Annotated in this window: 19 protein-coding genes; 8 read left to right on the forward strand and 11 right to left on the reverse strand. The window is 32.8% G+C overall.

Going from position 1 to position 18,397, the window contains the following annotated elements:
- Positions 1-139: 139 nt before the first annotated feature.
- Together AC1Q5Z_RS10805 and AC1Q5Z_RS10810 are read right to left on the reverse strand one after the other, a co-directional pair.
- A complete protein-coding gene (locus tag AC1Q5Z_RS10805; protein ID WP_278019809.1) occupies positions 140-286 on the reverse strand; it encodes an rSAM-modified peptide in 147 nt (48 codons plus the stop codon).
- A gap of 47 nt (positions 287-333) precedes the next feature.
- Positions 334-480 (reverse strand): rSAM-modified peptide, encoded by a 147-nt coding sequence (locus AC1Q5Z_RS10810; protein ID WP_198854831.1) that lies wholly within the window; start codon positions 478-480, stop codon positions 334-336.
- 588 nt (positions 481-1,068) lie between these two features.
- On the opposite strand from AC1Q5Z_RS10810, the gene AC1Q5Z_RS10815 reads away from it, so the two are divergent.
- The 7 genes from AC1Q5Z_RS10815 to AC1Q5Z_RS10845 all read left to right on the forward strand — a co-directional run bounded on the left by AC1Q5Z_RS10815 (position 1,069) and on the right by AC1Q5Z_RS10845 (position 9,213).
- Complete coding sequence (locus AC1Q5Z_RS10815) at positions 1,069-2,625, forward strand: vitamin K epoxide reductase family protein (protein ID WP_198854830.1); 1,557 nt, start codon at positions 1,069-1,071, stop codon at positions 2,623-2,625.
- Positions 2,626-2,689: 64 nt separating this feature from the next.
- Complete coding sequence (locus AC1Q5Z_RS10820; RefSeq protein WP_488754795.1) at positions 2,690-2,872, forward strand: hypothetical protein; 183 nt, start codon at positions 2,690-2,692, stop codon at positions 2,870-2,872.
- Positions 2,873-2,940: 68 nt separating this feature from the next.
- Complete coding sequence (locus AC1Q5Z_RS10825) at positions 2,941-3,075, forward strand: hypothetical protein (RefSeq protein ID WP_255562384.1); 135 nt, start codon at positions 2,941-2,943, stop codon at positions 3,073-3,075.
- A gap of 563 nt (positions 3,076-3,638) precedes the next feature.
- Entirely contained in the window at positions 3,639-5,831 is a 2,193-nt protein-coding gene (locus AC1Q5Z_RS10830) for a peptidase domain-containing ABC transporter (RefSeq protein WP_492444751.1), read from the forward strand.
- A 2-nt stretch (positions 5,832-5,833) separates the two neighbouring features.
- On the forward strand, positions 5,834-7,123 hold the full coding sequence (locus AC1Q5Z_RS10835) for an HlyD family secretion protein (protein ID WP_198854827.1): 1,290 nt from the start codon (positions 5,834-5,836) through the stop codon (positions 7,121-7,123).
- Between the two features lie 44 nt (positions 7,124-7,167).
- Positions 7,168-8,805: a S41 family peptidase gene (locus AC1Q5Z_RS10840; protein ID WP_492444754.1), complete on the forward strand. Its 1,638-nt coding sequence runs from the start codon at positions 7,168-7,170 to the stop codon at positions 8,803-8,805.
- 24 nt (positions 8,806-8,829) lie between these two features.
- Complete coding sequence (locus AC1Q5Z_RS10845) at positions 8,830-9,213, forward strand: hypothetical protein (protein WP_492444756.1); 384 nt, start codon at positions 8,830-8,832, stop codon at positions 9,211-9,213.
- Positions 9,214-9,230: 17 nt separating this feature from the next.
- Here the strand turns inward: AC1Q5Z_RS10845 and AC1Q5Z_RS10850 are convergent, their stop codons facing one another.
- The 4 genes from AC1Q5Z_RS10850 to AC1Q5Z_RS10865 form a co-directional block, all read right to left on the reverse strand.
- Positions 9,231-9,938 carry a tRNA1(Val) (adenine(37)-N6)-methyltransferase gene (locus tag AC1Q5Z_RS10850; protein ID WP_492444758.1) on the reverse strand — a complete coding sequence of 236 codons (708 nt, stop codon included), beginning with the start codon at positions 9,936-9,938 and terminating at the stop codon, positions 9,231-9,233.
- Positions 9,939-10,070: 132 nt separating this feature from the next.
- Positions 10,071-10,418 (reverse strand): four helix bundle protein, encoded by a 348-nt coding sequence (locus AC1Q5Z_RS10855; RefSeq protein WP_492444759.1) that lies wholly within the window; start codon positions 10,416-10,418, stop codon positions 10,071-10,073.
- A 152-nt stretch (positions 10,419-10,570) separates the two neighbouring features.
- Complete coding sequence (gene rimM / locus AC1Q5Z_RS10860) at positions 10,571-11,095, reverse strand: ribosome maturation factor RimM (RefSeq protein ID WP_492444761.1); 525 nt, start codon at positions 11,093-11,095, stop codon at positions 10,571-10,573.
- A gap of 15 nt (positions 11,096-11,110) precedes the next feature.
- Complete coding sequence (locus tag AC1Q5Z_RS10865; RefSeq protein WP_144215896.1) at positions 11,111-11,671, reverse strand: 30S ribosomal protein S16; 561 nt, start codon at positions 11,669-11,671, stop codon at positions 11,111-11,113.
- Between the two features lie 191 nt (positions 11,672-11,862).
- Between AC1Q5Z_RS10865 and AC1Q5Z_RS10870 the strand changes: the two genes are divergently transcribed.
- The gene (locus tag AC1Q5Z_RS10870) at positions 11,863-12,363 is read left to right on the forward strand and encodes a DUF6252 domain-containing protein (protein WP_492444764.1); all 501 of its coding nucleotides are present in this window, start codon (positions 11,863-11,865) and stop codon (positions 12,361-12,363) included.
- A gap of 88 nt (positions 12,364-12,451) precedes the next feature.
- Here AC1Q5Z_RS10870 and leuB read toward each other — a convergent pair whose 3' ends face one another.
- The 5 genes from leuB to leuC all read right to left on the reverse strand — a co-directional run bounded on the left by leuB (position 12,452) and on the right by leuC (position 17,975).
- Positions 12,452-13,507 (reverse strand): 3-isopropylmalate dehydrogenase, encoded by a 1,056-nt coding sequence (leuB, locus tag AC1Q5Z_RS10875; protein WP_198854820.1) that lies wholly within the window; start codon positions 13,505-13,507, stop codon positions 12,452-12,454.
- 153 nt (positions 13,508-13,660) lie between these two features.
- Positions 13,661-15,181 carry a hydroxymethylglutaryl-CoA lyase-like TIM-barrel protein gene (locus AC1Q5Z_RS10880; RefSeq protein ID WP_492444766.1) on the reverse strand — a complete coding sequence of 507 codons (1,521 nt, stop codon included), beginning with the start codon at positions 15,179-15,181 and terminating at the stop codon, positions 13,661-13,663.
- 43 nt (positions 15,182-15,224) lie between these two features.
- The gene (locus AC1Q5Z_RS10885; RefSeq protein WP_492444768.1) at positions 15,225-15,797 is read right to left on the reverse strand and encodes an O-methyltransferase; all 573 of its coding nucleotides are present in this window, start codon (positions 15,795-15,797) and stop codon (positions 15,225-15,227) included.
- 85 nt (positions 15,798-15,882) lie between these two features.
- On the reverse strand, positions 15,883-16,479 hold the full coding sequence (leuD, locus tag AC1Q5Z_RS10890; RefSeq protein ID WP_198854818.1) for a 3-isopropylmalate dehydratase small subunit: 597 nt from the start codon (positions 16,477-16,479) through the stop codon (positions 15,883-15,885).
- A gap of 101 nt (positions 16,480-16,580) precedes the next feature.
- Positions 16,581-17,975, reverse strand: coding sequence for a 3-isopropylmalate dehydratase large subunit (leuC, locus tag AC1Q5Z_RS10895; RefSeq protein WP_179003913.1), 1,395 nt, complete (start codon positions 17,973-17,975; stop codon positions 16,581-16,583).
- Positions 17,976-18,397: the final 422 nt, after the last annotated feature.

Here is an 18,397-nt window from a genome sequence, read left to right on the forward strand (position 1 = left end):
TCATCTACACCTCCGCCTTTAATAGTTTTTTGTTCTTTTTTAGAGATTGTATCTATTTGAAAATCTTTGAAAGTTAATTTGCTATTTTTCATGACTTTATATTTTTGGATAGTTTTAAAAAGTTTATTCAAGTATCGTTTTAGTTATTTCCGTTTCCGCCGCCGCCTTTTTTCGGTTCGTTTGGATCAATTGGATCGTCTACACCTCCGCCTTTAATAGTTTTTTGTTCTTTTTTAGAGATTGTATCTATTTGAAAATCTTTGAAAGTTAATTTGTTATTTTTCATGACTTTATATTTTTGGATAGTTTTAAAGAGTTTATTCAGGTATCGTTTTAGTTATTTCCGTTTCCTCCGCCACCTTTTTTAGGTTCGTTTGGATCAGTAGGATCAGGTACACTTCCGCCTTTAATAGTTTTTTGTTCTTTTTTAGAGATTGTATCTAATTGGAAATCTTTGAATGTAAATTTTGAATTTTTCATGTTGTATGTTTATTTAAATTAAAAAAATTAGTACTATAAATCTTTCATAAATATTTTAAGCAATTGTTATTAAAAGCGATAAAAGCAGCGCTTAAAAATGGTTTATGCAAAGTTATTTTGGTTTTATTTTTGGTTTTTCACAGTAGTAAAAAAGGGACTTTATTGTAAGTTAATTCCTTTTATTTGAATCTTGCTACTATGCTTTTCAGGGGGTATTTTCTGCTGTTTTCAAGAGTCAATTTTTGACTATTTAAGTCATTTTTTTACTCTCTTTTCGATGATTTTTTTCTTATAAAATAATTCGTTTTTTGTGTTCTATTTTTCATGTTTGATATTGTTTCGATTATCGCCTTTCCAAAACTAGATAAAAAGGAAAGCCGTTAATCGAAAATAGACTTTTTGAGCTTTTTAACGAAAAATGTTATGCTTAACTAATTATTATTCAATTAGTTATAATGTTTACTATACTTGGTATAATTTATAAATTGTATGTGGTATAATTAATAAAATGTATGTGCGCATGCGATTTTTATCAATAAAATCACCAATCTTTGCAGTGTAATTATGATTTAAAAACGATCAAAAACGATGTTAAAGCTGGTCCAAAAATTTCTGCAAATCAATCGCTACTCAGATATCAAAAATGAGTTTAAGGATCTGTTTTTATCTCATCCAAATTATCCGAGTTTGTTTGCCATTACAGATTCGTTTGATTTGCTTTCTGTAGAGAATGCAGCCGTAAGAGTTTCGAAAGAGCAAATTGAAGATTTGCCTTCAAACTTTTTGGCGTATTTCAAAGATGAATTAATACTGGTTGAAAAGATTAAAAGTGGGGTTAGAATTACAACCACAAAAAAAGGAACGCAAAAATTATCGTATGATAAATTTCTTTTAGACTGGAATGGTGTAATCGTTGCCATTGAGCCAAACAATGTAGTAACAAGAGAGAATCTAAAAATAGAATACAATTGGCTAAAATATTTTCTGCCTCTTGCGCTCGTAGCGGGATTGTCTTTTTTCTACAATCGTTTTGATTGGTTTAGCGCTTCTTTTTTAGTAACATCAGTTCTTGGTTTAATTGTAAGCATATTTATTGTACAGGAGAAATGGGGAGTTAAAAACACAGTAATTTCAAAATTCTGTAATTTAAGTTCCAACTCTTCTTGCCATTCGGTGATAAGTTTCAATGATGATATTGCAAACAGATGGTTGAGTTTTTCAGATTTGCCATTACTTTTCTTTAGTTCAAGTATCATTGCAATATTAGTTCAGCCATTAAGCTCAGCTATTTTTGTTGGATTTTTAAGCTTATTAGCTATTCCAATAATAGTTTGCTCAATCTGGATTCAAAAATTTGAGATTCAAAAATGGTGCATAATGTGCTTAGCAATCTCATTTTTAATATTGGTTCAGAGTATTGTTTGGTTTTCATCAGATCTTTTTACGTTGAGCTTTAGTTTTAGTGAAGTTTTTCCATACATATTCTCTCTTTTACTTTTAATGCCAATTTGGGCAACAGTTAAAGTGATGATTAGAAAAATGCTTGACAATGAAAATTCATTAAAAGAGCTTAAGAAATTTAAAAGAAATTATTCGCTATTAAATTACTTATCTAAAAAAGTAAAATATGCAAAAGGATTTGAAGATTTAAGAGGCTTAACATTTGGAAATAGAAATGCCGGAGTTAGACTTTCTGTAATTCTTAGCCCAAGCTGCGGACATTGTTATAAAACTTTTCAAGAAGCTTTTGACTTAGTGATGAAGTTTCCAGACAAAATATTTTTGAATGTTCTTTTCAATATTAATCCAGAAAACAATGATAATCCTTATAAGGCTGTTGTTGAAAGACTTTTGACTATTAACAGAACAACACCTGGAAAAACGGTTGAAGCAATTTCTGATTGGTATATCAAAAGAATGACACACAAAAAATGGCTTAAAAAATGGAATGTTGAATCTGTAAGCATGATGATAAATCAGGAAATTCAGAAACAATACGATTGGTGCTCTATGAACAATTTTAATTACACACCTATTAAAATTGTAAATGAAAGGCTATTTCCAAATGAATATGAATTGAACGAGTTGAAATATTTCTTAAATGATTACATCGATGAAGTTCAAGTTTTGGAAAAGATAGCATAATATGAAACAGAAGTTTCGACTGTAAAAACAGAAATAAGTTACCCCCAACCTAAAACCTGCAGATATGTTAAAGAGTATCTTGAAATTAAAAGGAGCAGTAGAATTAACTGCAAGTGAGCTGAAAACAATAAATGGAGATCATGCTCCAATTTGTGAAGACGGATTTAAAGTTAAAAGATGTACAGAATTTGGAACTGTGCCAGCGTACTGGAATTGCATTCCAAATAATTACGTCGGAAGTTGCTAAGAGAAAAATTTTAAGCATCAAGTTATTGCAAATTTGAGGCTTAAACCGAAAAATGTAAATAACCAGTTATGTTAGAGAAAATTTTAAAAAGCAAGGAAACAAGAAAGCTTACCAAAAAAGAGCAGAAGAACATCTTGGGAACTGATTATTCAGAAGAGATTAATTGTAATGATGCAGCTGTTGAGAAATATTATACTTGCTAATGCTAATATTTAAATAGTAAGAGAAGAAACTCGCTTACTATCTAAAAAAGATATTATTATGTTAAAGAAGATTTTAAACCTTGAAGGTGCTCAGTACATTAAAAAAAGTGAACAGAAAAGCATAAAAGGAGGAATTCCAGAATGTTGGGTATATGCCTTGCAAGCAGGATGCATTTTAATATCACCAGACGAAACTTGTCCGTTAAATACATCATCGGGTATTTGTGATACAAGTCGTCTTTGTTGTTGATTTTTAACTTTTTTGAAAGTAATACGATATAGCCTTATTTAGAATTTAGTCATGTTTTTTTTGAATGTATAGGCGCTCGATCGTGGAACATTGAGCAAATTCTCAGTATTGATGATTGGTACTGAGATTCTTAGGAGTTGGCTGCTGTGTTAATTTTACTTGGTTAGGGTAACCGCAGCCATGTCCTAAAGAAATTGTGTTGCTAAAATTTGTTTTTAAATACCGAAACAGAGAAGATTTATATCTTCTCTGTTTTTTTATGGATTAACAAGAAATTTTTTTATTAAATTGGCCCAGAATAAATCAAAATAAATTGAAAAAATTCACTCATTATAGACAAGCTGATAACAAAGATTGCGGTCCGACATGTTTAAAAATTATTGCTAAATATTACGGTAAAACAATCAACATTCAGGAGTTGAGAGATTTTAGCGAAACTACTCGTGAAGGAAGTAATTTGCTTTTTCTGAGTGATGCTGCCGAAAAAATCGGATTTAGAACTTTAGGAGTAAAACTTTCTGTAAAAAGAATTGAAGAAGCCCCACTACCTTGTATTCTACACTGGAATAACGATCATTATGTAGTGCTCTATAAAATAAAAAAAGGTAAATATTATATTTCTGATCCCGCTTTTGGTCTTTTGGAATATAGTAGAGAAGAGTTTGTGAAGTTTTGGATAGGCAATAATGCCGATCATGAAACAAAAGAAGGAATTGCATTGCTGATCGAAGCAACACCGAGTTTTTTCCAATCTGATTTTGATAAAGAAGAAAATTCTGGATTAGGATTTAAGTTTCTTTTTCAATATTTATTTCAATACAAATCATTTCTTATTCAGCTTGCAGTTGGTCTTTTTGCGAGCAGTTTACTCAATCTAATTTTTCCGTTTCTAACACAGAGTATTGTTGATGTCGGAATACAGAATCAGAACATTCATTTTATCTATTTGATTCTTTTTGCAATGCTTTTTGTTTTTGCAGGAAGAACAGGATTAGAACTCATTAGAAGCTGGATTTTATTGCATTTATCAACTAGAATCAATATTTCTCTTATCTCAGATTTCTTTATTAAATTAATGAATCTGCCTATTTCTTTTTTTGATGTTAGGATGACAGGAGATATTATGCAGCGAATAAATGATCATCGCCGAATTGAAAAAATACTAACGACATCATCGCTTAATGTGCTATTTTCTGTAATCAATATGTTTGTTATGGGAGCTGTTTTGGCCTATTTCAATCTGCAGATTTTTTTAGTTTTCTTTGCAGGAAGTGTGCTTTATTTTGGCTGGATAGTTTTGTTTTTAAAAAGGAGAGAAGTTCTAGATTATAAACGATTTGCAGAAGTTTCAAACGAGCAAAGTAAAGTAATGGAACTTATAAACGGAATGCAGGAAATCAAGCTTCATAATGCCGAAAAGCAAAAACGTTGGGGCTGGGAGTATGTACAGGCAAGACTTTTTAGGGTTTCGATAAAAGGATTGGTTTTAGAACAGACGCAAACAATTGGCTCTTCTATTATTAATGAATTAAAGAATATATTTATCATTTTTCTATCTGCCAAGTTAGTAATTGACGGATCTATAACTTTAGGTATGATGTTGGCTATAAGTGCCATTGTGGGGAGTTTAAATGGTCCTATTACACAATTAATTGAATTTGTGAGAGAATTGCAGGATGCGAAAATTTCATTGGCCAGATTGTCCGAAATTCATGAGAAAGAAGATGAAGTCCAGCAGGAAATTAATCAAACAAACGAAGTTCCGCAAAATGTAGATATCGAAATTAAAAATCTTTCTTTTAGATATTTAGGTTCAGATGTTCCTATTTTAGACAATTTAAATTTAATAATTCCGTGTAATAAAGTTACTGCAATAGTAGGAGTTAGCGGAAGCGGAAAAACGACCTTGATGAAATTGCTTCTCAAATTCTACGAACCCGAAAAAGGAGAGGTCTTGATTGGAAACTCACAACTAAAAAATATATCGCAAAATGCATGGAGATCTAATATTGGAGCTGTAATGCAAGAAGGTTTTATTTTTAGCGATACAATTGCCAATAATATTGCTTTTGGGGTAGATAAAATTGATAAAGAAAAATTGCTTTACGCAGCAGATGTAGCGAACATAAAAGAATACATCAGCGAGCTTCCTTTAGGTTTTAACACCAAAATTGGTGCAGAAGGATTAGGAATGAGCACTGGGCAGAAACAACGATTATTAATTGCGAGAGCAGTTTATAAAAATCCAGAAATTTTATTTTTTGATGAAGCCACTTCGGCATTAGATGCTAATAATGAAAAGGCGATTATGAAAAAGCTTGACATCTTTTTTAAAGATAAAACGGTAGTGGTAATTGCGCACAGATTGAGCACCGTAATGAATGCTGATCAGATTGTGGTTTTAGAAAAAGGAAAAATCATCGAAGTTGGAAGCCATTCGGCGTTGGTAGAACAAAAAGGAAATTATTTTGAATTGGTTAGAAACCAGTTGCAATTAGGGAATTAATTATGAACGAAGATACATTTGAATTAAGAAGCGAAGAGGTTCAGGATATCCTGACCAAAGTACCGCATTGGATGATACGATGGGGAACAGTCTTGATTTTTGCCATAATCATTATGCTGTTTTTTGTTTCTTGGTTTGTCAAATATCCCGATGTAGTAAAAACTGAAATTGTAATTACCACTAATATTCCTCCAGAGAAAATCGTATCAAAATCTTCTGGACGAATTGAAGCTATTTTGGTAAAAAATAAAACATTGGTAGAAAAGAACAGCACATTGGCTATTATTGAAAACACAGCCAATTATAAAGATGTTTTTTTATTGAAAGGTATTGTTGATAAATATGATATCAACAACACTAAAAAAGAGTTTCCTTTTGAGTTATTGAAAAACACACAACTGGGCGAAATCGAAAGCGCGTATGCGGCATTTCAGAAAGATTATCAGGCGCAGGAATTAAATAAAGATCTGCACCCTTTTCAGGTCGAAACCAGAGCACAACAGTCTGAAAAAATTCAGATAACAGAAAGGTTAGAAATCTTGCAACAACAAAAGGTGATTAATGAGCGAGAATTGGAACTTCAGAAAAACGAAGTCGCACGTTTTGAAACGCTATTCAACAAAGGAATTATTTCTGCTCAAGAAATGGAAGTTAAAAAATTGACTTTCCTTCAAGCGCAAAAGAATTATAGAAGCTTGTTATCATCGATTTCTCAATTAAGGTCTTCTTTGATTGATAACACAAAATCAAGCCAGAATCTGCAAATAAACAGCACCAAAGAAGAGGTTAATCTTGGCCGCAATGTTTCACAATCCTTTTATCAGTTAAAAAAAGTAATAAGAGATTGGGAACTGGCATATGCGCTAAAATCATCAATTAGCGGAAAGGTTACATTTTTACAAGTTTGGAATGAAAATCAGACCATAAATGTTGGTGACAATGTATTTTCAATTATTCCAGATGCAAAAAATAGTTTTATTGGTAAAGTGAAAGCACCAGCTTTAAATTCAGGTAAAATAAAAGTGGGACAAAAGGTCAATATTCGCTTGGCAAATTATCCAGACCGCGAATTTGGTGTGTTAAAAGGCGAAATTAAAAATATTTCGTTAGTGCCAGATAAAGATGGAAATCTGCTAATTGATGTTGCGCTTCCAAAAGGCTTGAAAACATCATACGATAAACAAATTGCTTTTCAGCAGGAAATGAAAGGAAGCGCAGAAATTGTAACCGAAGATCTGCGTTTAATCGAAAGAATCCTGTATCAATTTAAAACCATTTTTGAACAAGTCTAAAAAAAAACTACTAACTAACCGAAACCAAAAACCACAGATCTTAAATGAAAAAAACACTACTAATTGTTTTTGTTTTATTATTTCAAATTTCTTTTTCCAAACCAATAACTGAAATTCAAAAGTTAGCTGCGACATGCAAAGTTTGGGGCTTTTTAAAATATTATCACCCAAATGTCACTGATGGAAGCAAAAACTGGGATGAACAATTGTTTCAAATCTTACCAAAAGTCGAAGAGGCTCAAACTTCTGAAGCATTTTCTCAGGTGATAGAAAATTGGATTGTTTCTCTAGGCGAAATCAAAAAGCAGGAAAACGTAAAAACTAAAAAAGAATACTTTGATAAAAATTTCGATTTGTCATGGTTCAATAAAAATGAATTATTTTCTAAGTCGCTTTCAAAGAAATTAAAGTTTATTGAAGAAAACAGAATTCAAGGAAACCAATTTTATTATACTTCTAAACCTTATATAGAAGTTATAAATGAAGTGAAGTACAAAGAGTTTAAATGGACAGAGAAAAATCTTCGTCTTTTGGCTCTTTTTCGCTATTGGAACCAAATGGAATACTTCTTTCCATATAAATATAAAATGGACCAAAATTGGGATTCTGTTTTATTAGAAATGATGCCTAGATTTAGTAATCCAGAATCAGAAAAAGATTTTGCATTAGCAATGCGTGAAATTTCAATAAAACTTAACGATACGCATGCTTCGACTCAAATGAGACAGATGTATGATTATTTTGGAGATAAATTTATTACGGCTGATGTTGTTTTTATTGATGATAAAGCAGTTGTTGTAGCTTTAAAAAACGATTCGCTGGCTAAAATTGATGATTTCAAAATAGGGGACGTGGTTACAAAAGTTGATGGAAAAACGGTAGGAGATTTAATTAAAGAAAATTTGAAATACGCTGAAGGTTCTAACATGCCAGCAATTTTAAAAAATATATATTGGACTGTTTTCAACGGAAAAACAGAATCAATTGAAATTGAATTTATTCGTGACAATATTACTTCTGTTAAAAAAATTAAACGTTACACTTATTCAAAATTAAAAATCATAAATGCGAGAGATGAAGTAAAATGGAAATTTTTAGAAGATTCTATTGGATATATTGATGTCGAGTCTATAAAAGCAGATGAACTTTCTAATGTTATGGAGCAATTTAAAAACACGAAAGCCATTGTTTTTGATGCTAGGAAATATCCTAAAGAACCTAATATTGAGGAAGATATCGCGCAATATTTGTATCCAGAAGAAAAAGCTTATGCAAAATTTATTGATGTAGATTTATCATATCCAGGACGATATGTTTGGAGAGAAGATCAAAAAACAGGAAAAACAAATGCGGATTATTATAAAGGCAAAGTGATTATTTTACAAAATGAAAGAACACAAAGCCATGGCGAGCATCTTGTAATGTGTTTGCAGGCAGCTCCAAATGCCACAATTATTGGCAGTCAGACTTCAGGTGCAGATGGTGGAACATGCAGATTTGAAATTATAAAAGGTTATTCAACGATATTTACAGGTTTTGGAGTTTTTTATCCAAATAAAAAAGAAACGCAACGAATCGGAATCGTTCCAGACATCGAAGTTAAACCAACAATTTTAGGTATTCAGCAAGGTAAGGATGAAGTTCTTGAAAGAGCGATTCTTTTTGCGAAAAATGGAAAATAATTAAAAATAACAGTAAAAAATATCATGAAAAAAATCATCGTTTTTTGTCTAATCTTATTGGGAGCTGTTAGTTATTCTCAAAAATTAGATTGCACTAGATTTAAGAATGGAAAGTTTGCGGCTCCAGCTTTTCCAGATGAATATGCTATTCGAAAAGATTCTATTGAAGAGTGTTATTTTGATAGTAAATTGCAAACCGTTTGGAGTGTCAAATGGCTTAGTGATTGTAAATTTGAAAGGGTTTGTATAAAAAACTTAGGAGCCGAGAATGTTAAAATTGGAGATAAAAGTATAGCAGAAATAATTTATACAGACGATGAATGTGTTACTTATAACATAGTATATTTTAATGAAGAAAACCCGAATGGAATAGATTTTCAAAGAGGAGTATGTCTGCAAAAAGAATAATTTATTTAAAGATATTTTTACATCTTTAAATAAAAATCTTTAGTCAATTCAGTATATTCAGGAGTATAAACGTGTCTGTCGATTTCGATAATAAGTTCATCGATTTCAATTTCAGGAACTTCATTTCGGCTAAAAGCTAATAAACTGCGCTTAATTTCCGATTTAGGAGTTCCCTTAACTCTTGTGATTTTTATTGGATAAAGTTCTGATTCTTTTGCAAGAGCAATAAATTTTTCTTCTTCTTTAAAAGGAATAATTATAGCTAGAATTCCATTTTCTGAGAGCAACAAATCGGCAGCTTCAACAATTTCTTCAAAGGGCATTGCATCTTGAAAACGAGCCAAATCGCGTTGTTCGTTTTCGGTTTTATAATCCTCAGCATAAAAAGGCGGATTTGAAACAATCAAATCATATTCGTCTTCTGGTTCTTCAATAAACTCGTCTAAACCAGCATGAAAACAAAATAAGCGATCACCCCAAGGAGAAGCTTCAAAGTTTTCTACTGCTTGTTCATACGCATCTTCATCGATTTCAAGTGCATCAATTTGTTCTGCATGGCTTCTTTGTGCCAACATCAAAGCAATAATTCCTGTTCCAGCACCAATATCTAAAACACTAAACGGACTATGATGAACAGGAGCCCAAGCACCAAGTAAAACACCATCTGTGCCTACTTTCATAGCGCAACGGTCTTGGTTTATAGAGAATTGTTTAAACTTAAACATAGATAGAAAATTCCAATTTTTTTAAATTCCAAATTCCAACTAAAAAAAGAAATTTCTATTAAAAAATCCAAATTCCAATTGCAAAGAGATGTATTATTATGAACTGCAAAAATACTATTAAATATGGATTTATTATTTTGAAGTTTTAGTAATTATTGCGGATAGAATTTTTCGTAATTCTTCTACTTCGTATAATAGAAGTTCTGACGCTAATTTTTGATCTGGATTCAAGTCATTCAGTAATTGAAGCCAAAATTTAGATTCTTTTGCTTCTTTTCGAGCAATTTTAAGACGGAACAATAAATCCTTGTCACCCAATTTCTCATTTGCTTCGATATAATTTGCTCCAACGGAACCAGAAGAACGTACTAATTGTTTTGCATCTTCAATATTTGAAACTGTTTTTGGTAATGTTCTAATATATAATCTGCATTCTTTTGCAAATAGGAAAGCTCTTTCTTCTAAATTATATGGTTTCATATATAAAAATCTCAATATTTTAAATTACAAATTCCAATTTGGAAAGTAAATTTAAAATAAAAGAAATATAAAAAAATAAGTTTTTTCTTTCTTTAAAAGCAAAACCTTCAGATTTTTGGGATTTGGAATTTAAAAAATTGGAATTTCTTAAATTAAAGGTACATCTCTACAAGACCTTCAGGAAGATCCATGATGATTTTTTTGTTCTCACGATCAATTTTTACAAGGAAATTATCAATCATTGGAACTAAGATTTCAACTTCGCCATTTAAAACTTCGAAAAGAGGTTGAGCAGTTGAATCATTAATAGAAGTTATTTTTCCGAAAACGCCTAAACGTTTGTCTTCGATTTCGAAACCAATAACTTCATGGAAGTAGAATTTGTTGCCAGTAAGTTTTGGCAACATAGTTAAAGGAAGATAGATAGCATTTCCAACTAAGGCATCTGCATCTTCTTCGGTGTTTACATCTTCAAAACGGACTCTTAAAAAGTCGTTTTTGTGTAAAGAACTTGTTTCAATAAAAAAAGGAACCAAGTGTTTGTTGTGTTCAACAAACACTGATTCCAGATTTTCGTATAACTCAGGTTCGTCTGTATCTAAATAGATCAGAACTTCACCCTTGAAACTAAATTTTTTAGCGATTTTACCTAAATAAAAACAGTCTTCTTTACGCATTATCGCTAAGTAAAATTATGCTTCAGTTGTTTCGTTATTCTCTTCAGCAGCAGGAGCTTCTTCAGTAGCCTCAGCAACTTCTTCAGTAGCCTCAGCAGCTTGTGCAGCGGCAGCAGCTTCAGCTTGTGCAGCAGCAGCATCAGCAACACGTTTAGCGTTAACTTCTTTCTCTGCTTTTAATGCTGTAGCTTTAGCATCAGCTTTAGCTTTAGATAAACCATCTTTTTTAGCATCAACTTTACCAGCTTTTGCTTCTAACCAAGCAGTTAATTTAGCATCTGCTTGCTCTTGAGTTAAAGCACCTTTACGAACTCCTCCATCAAGGTGGTGTTTCAATAAAGCACCTTTGTAAGAAAGGATAGCTCTTGCAGTATCAGTTGGTTGAGCACCATTGTGTAACCATTTAACTGCGCTGTCAAGGTTTAACTCAACAGTTGCTGGGTTAGTGTTTGGATTGTAAGTACCGATTTTCTCTAAGTATTTACCATCTCTTTTTGAGCGTGCATCTGCAGCTACTACCCAGTAAAAAGGTTTTCCTTTTTTACCGTGTCTTTGTAATCTAATTTTTACTGACATAATCTTATTGATTAAATTTTGAGGTACTCGACCTCTGTTAATTAAGGGCGCAAAGATATAATTTTTTTATGAAAAACACGTTTTTAAAAAAGATTAAATATATTTGAGTTGTTTTTTTAGCATTTTTTTGACTTTTTAATGTAAGTATTTTGATCTTAATGCAATACTTTTGCAACAAATTCATTTTAAACATGAAAAAAATCTTTTACTTTTTATCAATTTTACTTCTACTTATGTCTTGTACAGAAGATGTAAGATTCAATAATCCGGCTTTTCAAACCTTAAAAGATAACAACTTTTGGAGAGCTCAAGTCTATAAAGCAGGAATGGAATCGGATGGAACTTTTGTAATTGAAGGTTCTTTAGGTTACGAACAAATACGCTTCCAGCTTCCTGAACCAACTGAGAAGACATATGTTTTAAGTGCTGATGCTGCTGCAAAAGCAACTTATAAAAATACTTATAAAGGACAAGAAGCAGAATTTAGTACAAGCATAGGCAACGGAAACGGGCAAATTATTGTGACAGAATATAATACGGTTGAGAATACCATTTCGGGAACCTTTAAATTTACAGCAGTTAATACCGATTCTGGTGCCGAAAAACAAACAATGTATTTTTCTGAAGGAGTTTTTTATAAAATTCCAATAACACAAGGAGGAAACTTTGTTCCTGTCAACAATTTAAATTAAAAAGAGGGATTAACGAAAGTTAATCCCTCTTTTTAATGTTTCAAGTTTCAGATTGTTTGAATGTGCAGCCTGAAACAAGAATAAATTATTATATGTTAGCAGCTAACCAGTCACCAACTTCTTTAGTACCGTATGCTTTTCCGCCATTAGCTAAATCTTCTGTAACTACTCCAGCTTCTAAAGCTTTGTTTACAGCATCTCTCATTGCTTTTCCTTCTTCCATTAATCCGAAGTTTTCGAACATCATAGCAGCAGACAAAACAGTAGCCATTGGGTTAGCGATGTTTAATCCTGTAGCTTGCGGATAAGAACCGTGAATAGGTTCAAATAAAGATACTTCAGCTCCCATAGATGCAGAAGGCATTAATCCCATTGAGCCAGAAATTACAGAAGCTTCGTCTGTTAAAATATCTCCAAATAAGTTTTCAGTAATTAATACATCATAAGAGTTTGGCCATTGAACCAAACGCATTGCAACAGCATCAACAAATTCGTAGCTAACTTCAACCTCTGGATAATCTTTTTCCATTGCCTGAACTGTTTCTCTCCATAAACGTGAAGTTTCCAAAACGTTTGCTTTATCAACGCAACACAATTTTTTAGAACGTGTCATGGCTAATTCAAAACCTTTTTTAGCTAAACGCTGTACTTCGGCTCTTGTATAAACACAGTTGTCGTAAGCAGTATCTCCGTTATCTTTTCTTCCTTTTTCACCAAAGTAAATTCCGCCTGTTAATTCTCTTAAGAAAACTAAATCAGTTCCTTCGATTCTTTCTCTTTTTAAAGGAGATTTATCCAATAAAGAAGGGAATGTAAAAGTTGGTCTTACGTTTGCAAACAAACCTAATGCTTTACGCATTTTTAACAAACCTTGTTCTGGACGAACTGGCGCAGAAGGATCGTTATCGTATTTTGGGTGTCCGATTGCTCCAAAAAGAACGGCATCAGCATTTTTACAAACTTCGTGTGTTGAATCTGGATATGGTTCTCCTACTGCATCAATTGCAGCTGCTCCAGTTAAAGCTGGTTTCCAAGTTATTTCATGTCCAAATTTTTGTGCAATTGCATCAGATACTTTTACTGCTTGATCGATTACTTCTGGTCCGATTCCGTCTCCGGCTAAAAGGGCTATGTTTAATTTCATTCTATATTTTTTAAAAGGTTCTAAGGTTCTGAGTTGCTAAGTTTCTAAGTTTTTATTCTTATTACTTAGTTTTGTTTTTAAGATTCTGAGTTGCTGAGATTCTGAGTTCAAAGAAGAAAAACTTAGTAGCTTAGAATCTCAGCAACTTAGAACCTATGTAATTATATTCAACATTTTCTGTGTTGCAATTATCGCTGCAACGGTTTGATCTGAATCTAATCCGCGGGTTTTAAATTCTTTTCCGTTGTTAACCCATGTGATAATGGTTTCGCACAACGCATCAGAACTACTTCCTGGCGGGATTCTCACGGCATAATCGATTAATTTTGGAAGCGTAAGTTTTTTGCTTTTGTAAATCTTCGATAAAGCATTCATAAAAGCATCAAACTGACCATCTCCTTGTGCATTTTCTTCGATTATTTCTCCGTTTAAATTTAGAGATAAGGTCGTAGATGGGCGCATTCCTTTAGAATGAACCAGCATATAAGAATTTATGGTGATTTTTTCTTCGTAAGTATGACTGTCCAAAACATCAGAAATAATGTATGGCAGATCTTCCTTGGTTACGGTTTCTTTTTTGTCGCCCAATTCAATAATTCTTTGAGTGACCAATTTCAAATCTTCGTTGTTAAGTTTTAAACCTAACTCCTGAAGATTCTTTTCAATATTGGCTTTTCCAGAAGTTTTTCCTAGAGCGTATTTACGTTTTCTTCCAAAACGTTCTGGAAGAAGGTCGTTGAAATATAAATTGTTTTTATTGTCTCCGTCAGCATGAATTCCAGCTGTTTGCGTAAAAACATTGTCACCGACAATTGGCTTATTCGCAGGAATTCTGTAACCTGTAAATGTTTCAACCAATTTGCTTACAGAATATAATGAAGTTTCTTTTACGTTGATGTTTACTTGTGGTAAATAATCGTTGATTACAGCAACAGTACTTTCAAGAGGCGCATTTCCAGCACGTTCTCCCATTCCGTTTACTGTTACGTGAAGTCCGTTTATTCCGGCTTTTATGGCTTCCATAACATTGGCAACGCTTAAATCGTAGTCGTTGTGAGCATGGAAATCAAAATGAATGTTTGGATATTTTGCTCTGATTTTTGAAATAAACTCAAAAGTTAGAGACGGAATTAAAACACCTAAAGTATCTGGAAGTAAAACTCTTTTGATTGGCTGAGTTGCTAAGAAATCGAGAAACTGAAAAACATAATCTGGAGAATTTCGCATTCCGTTGCTCCAATCTTCTAGATAAACATTGGTTTCAATGTTGTTTTCTCTAGCTAAAGCAATGATTTGAGCAATTTCTGAAAAGTGTTGTTCTGGAGTTTTTTTTAACTGATGTGTTAAGTGATTCATTGAGCCTTTGGTCAATAAATTTTGCACTTTTGCACCCGCTTTTTTCATCCAGTCAATTGAAACACCACCGTCAACAAACGTCAGAACTTCAATTCTGTCAATGTAGCCACGTTCTTCAGCCCATGAAGTAATGCCTTTTACGGCCTGAAATTCTCCTTCGCTCACGCGGGCAGAAGCAATTTCGATTCTATCAATATTTAATTCCTCCAACAACAATTGCGCAATGGTTAGTTTTTCTGCAGCAGAAAATGAAACTCCCGAGGTTTGTTCACCATCACGAAGCGTCGTATCCATTATTTCAATTTTTCTTTTTTCCATTATTATATTGTTAGCTTTTGCAATAAGCCAAATGCTTACTATTTTATTTTTTTGTTATCAGAATCAAACCTGTTGACCAGCACATTTTAGTCAATTGAATGTCTGTTCTGTTTTCTAAATACTGAATAAGTCTTTCGACATTTTTATCATGATTTAGCGGCCAGTTTGGTTGTGGCAACATGTCGTCAATTAAATAAATTCCGCCAGATTTCAATAAGCTTAGAGTTTCATCTAAAACCACATATTTTCCTGGCCATGCGTCGGCAAAAATCAAATCGAACTTTGAAACATTGTAATTTAAAATCCAATTTTCAGCATCTTCACAAACAAATGAAATATTTGGATTTTGAAAATGCTTTTTCGCAATGTTTTGACACCCCGACGAATTGTCAATTGTGATTAATGTCGAATTTTCATCCATTCCTTCAATCATCCACGCAAGTGACAATCCGGTTCCGGTTCCCAATTCTAAAAAATGACCATCTTTTTTTGTGGCAACCAATGTTCTAAGAAAACTTCCTGTTTGAAGATCAGAAGGCATTGAAAATGAAATTTTCTCAGAATCACTTTTGATTTCCGAATAAAATTTTGGTAAAACAATGCTGTTGTCGTTCATTTTTTTGGAAGTATTTTTATTTAACTTATAAAGACCCGACAGGTTTCAAAAACCTGTCGGGTCTCATAGGACTGAACCTGATTTTTTAGTAAGGAAGTTTATCAGCAAAAGCTTTAATATCCTCCTTCATATCTTGTAAATAATCAATGTCATCAAAACCATTAATCATATTATTCTTTTTGTATCCGTTGATAGCAAAAGATTCTTGCTCGCCAGTTGACAATAAAGTAATAGTTTGGTCAGGAAGATTGATTTCTAATTCTGTTTTAGGATCAGCTTCGATTGCTTTGAAAATATTTTCCAAAAATTCTGGGCTGATTTGTACTGGCAAAACACCAATATTCAAACAGTTTCCTTTGAAGATATCAGCAAAGAAACTAGAAACTACAGCACGGAATCCGTAATCGTAAACTGCCCAAGCAGCGTGCTCTCTAGAAGATCCAGAACCGAAGTTTTTTCCTCCTACAAGGATTTTTCCGCTATAAGTAGGGTTATTTAAAACGAAATCTGCTTTTGGAGTATCGTCTCCGTTATATCTCCAGTCTCTAAAAAGGTTGTCTCCAAAACCTTCACGTTTTGTAGCTTTTAAGAAACGAGCTGGAATGATTTGATCTGTATCTACGTTCTCAATTGGCAACGGAACTCCGCTGCTAGTAAGTATATTAAATTTATCGTATGCCATTTTAATTTTAGATTTTGGATTTTAGATTTTAGATTTTCTGAAATTGAGAATCTATATTAAACCTAAAAGCAATTTTATTGAATTTTTGAAATTGTCATTGACTAGAACAGCTCTCTAGGGTCAGTTAATTTTCCAGTAACTGCTGCCGCTGCTGCCATAATTGGAGAAGCTAAAAGCGTTCTTGAACCAGGACCTTGACGGCCTTCAAAGTTTCTGTTTGAAGTACTTACTGCATATTTACCAGCAGGAACTTTATCATCGTTCATTGCTAAACAAGCAGAACAACCCGGCTGACGTAATACGAAACCAGCTTCAGTAAGAATGTCTAAAATTCCTTCTTCTTTAATCTGTGCTTCAACAACGTGAGAACCCGGAACTAACCAAGCCGTAACATTATCTGCTTTTTTTCTTCCTTTTACAATTTCAGCAAAAGCTCTAAAATCTTCAATACGTCCGTTTGTACAACTTCCTAAGAACACATAATCGATTTGTTTTCCTATCATTACGTCGTCTTCGTTGAAGCCCATGTAAGCCAAAGATTTTTTGTAAGTTTCCTCACCGCCTTCAACTTGGTTTGCACTTGGGATATGTTTTGTGATACCAATTCCCATTCCAGGGTTTGTACCATAAGTAATCATTGGTTCGATGTCTTCAGCTTTGATGTTTAATTCAGCATCAAATACAGCATCAGCATCTGTTTTAAGAGTTTTCCAGTATTCAACAGCTTTAGTCCAAGCTTCTCCTTTTGGAGCGTAAAGTCTTCCTTCTAAGAAATCAAAAGTAGTTTGGTCAGGAGCAATCATACCTCCACGAGCGCCCATTTCGATACTTAAGTTACAAACTGTCATACGGCCTTCCATAGTCATGTTTTCGAAAACATCACCAGCATATTCAACAAAATATCCTGTTCCTCCAGAAGTAGTTAATTGAGCAATAATATAAAGTGCAACGTCTTTTGGACCAACACCTTTGCTTAATTTACCATTTACGTTAATACGCATTTTCTTTGGTTTAGGCTGCATAATACATTGCGTAGAAAGCACCATTTCAACCTCAGATGTTCCGATACCAAAAGCAATAGCTCCAAAAGCACCGTGAGTAGACGTATGCGAATCTCCACATACAATAGTAGCACCTGGCAAAGTAATTCCGTTTTCAGGACCTACTACGTGTACAATTCCATTTTTTTGGTGACCTAATCCCCAGTGCGAAATTCCGTATTCGTTTGCATTGTCTTCAAGTGCCTGAAGCTGATTAGCAGAAAGTGGATCTTGTACTGGTAAATGTTGGTTTATGGTTGGTGTATTGTGGTCTGCAGTTGCAAAAGTACGTTGTGGGTATAAAACGTTAACGCCTCTTGATTTTAATCCTAAAAAAGCAACAGGACTCGTAACTTCATGAATGAAATGGCGGTCAATAAAAAACACATCTGGCCCATCTTCAATTTTACGCACAACATGTGAATCCCATACTTTGTCAAATAATGTCTTACTCATTTTTTATTTTTTTAAATTGTAATTTCTATAACCACAGCAATTTCCTGTTCATTATAATAGCAAAACAAAAGTAAAAAAAGATAAAAAAGCGTCAATTTCAATATTTCATTATATACGATACCCAAACTAATTTCCAAATTGCGAAACCGCTTTTTGGCATTAAATTTTGAAAGAAAAATGATGAAGAATCTGATTTGCTTTTTCTTTTTCGGCTTTAATTTTCCTTGTTTGTTTTTTGTTTTAATAGTTTGCAAATTTATCTTAAAATCACTATAAAATATAAGGATTTGTTTGAAAAAATCTAACAAAATGAATAAAAATAGTAATAATTGTTAGTTTTGATTTCTTTGTAAAAAGGATGGTTTTTAGATTTTTTGAACCCTTTAAAGGAGTTTTTTTGGTGTTATTTAGATTCAATAAAA

Source organism: Flavobacterium sp. GW823-FHT06G12 (assembly GCF_058794775.1).

Coding starts and splice junctions, on each gene's coding strand:
- AC1Q5Z_RS10855 (WP_492444759.1), bottom strand. CDS start 10,418: ATGAAACCATATAATTTAGAAGAAAGAGCTTTCCTATTTGCAAAAGAA.
- AC1Q5Z_RS10805 (WP_278019809.1), bottom strand. CDS start 286: ATGAAAAATAACAAATTAACTTTCAAAGATTTTCAAATAGATACAATC.
- AC1Q5Z_RS10820 (WP_488754795.1), top strand. CDS start 2,690: ATGTTAAAGAGTATCTTGAAATTAAAAGGAGCAGTAGAATTAACTGCA.
- AC1Q5Z_RS10885 (WP_492444768.1), bottom strand. CDS start 15,797: ATGAACGACAACAGCATTGTTTTACCAAAATTTTATTCGGAAATCAAA.
- AC1Q5Z_RS10810 (WP_198854831.1), bottom strand. CDS start 480: ATGAAAAATTCAAAATTTACATTCAAAGATTTCCAATTAGATACAATC.
- AC1Q5Z_RS10845 (WP_492444756.1), top strand. CDS start 8,830: ATGAAAAAAATCATCGTTTTTTGTCTAATCTTATTGGGAGCTGTTAGT.
- AC1Q5Z_RS10815 (WP_198854830.1), top strand. CDS start 1,069: ATGTTAAAGCTGGTCCAAAAATTTCTGCAAATCAATCGCTACTCAGAT.
- AC1Q5Z_RS10825 (WP_255562384.1), top strand. CDS start 2,941: ATGTTAGAGAAAATTTTAAAAAGCAAGGAAACAAGAAAGCTTACCAAA.
- leuD (WP_198854818.1), bottom strand. CDS start 16,479: ATGGCATACGATAAATTTAATATACTTACTAGCAGCGGAGTTCCGTTG.
- AC1Q5Z_RS10840 (WP_492444754.1), top strand. CDS start 7,168: ATGAAAAAAACACTACTAATTGTTTTTGTTTTATTATTTCAAATTTCT.
- leuB (WP_198854820.1), bottom strand. CDS start 13,507: ATGAAATTAAACATAGCCCTTTTAGCCGGAGACGGAATCGGACCAGAA.
- AC1Q5Z_RS10865 (WP_144215896.1), bottom strand. CDS start 11,671: ATGTCAGTAAAAATTAGATTACAAAGACACGGTAAAAAAGGAAAACCT.
- AC1Q5Z_RS10880 (WP_492444766.1), bottom strand. CDS start 15,181: ATGGAAAAAAGAAAAATTGAAATAATGGATACGACGCTTCGTGATGGT.
- AC1Q5Z_RS10850 (WP_492444758.1), bottom strand. CDS start 9,938: ATGTTTAAGTTTAAACAATTCTCTATAAACCAAGACCGTTGCGCTATG.
- leuC (WP_179003913.1), bottom strand. CDS start 17,975: ATGAGTAAGACATTATTTGACAAAGTATGGGATTCACATGTTGTGCGT.
- rimM (WP_492444761.1), bottom strand. CDS start 11,095: ATGCGTAAAGAAGACTGTTTTTATTTAGGTAAAATCGCTAAAAAATTT.
- AC1Q5Z_RS10870 (WP_492444764.1), top strand. CDS start 11,863: ATGAAAAAAATCTTTTACTTTTTATCAATTTTACTTCTACTTATGTCT.
- AC1Q5Z_RS10835 (WP_198854827.1), top strand. CDS start 5,834: ATGAACGAAGATACATTTGAATTAAGAAGCGAAGAGGTTCAGGATATC.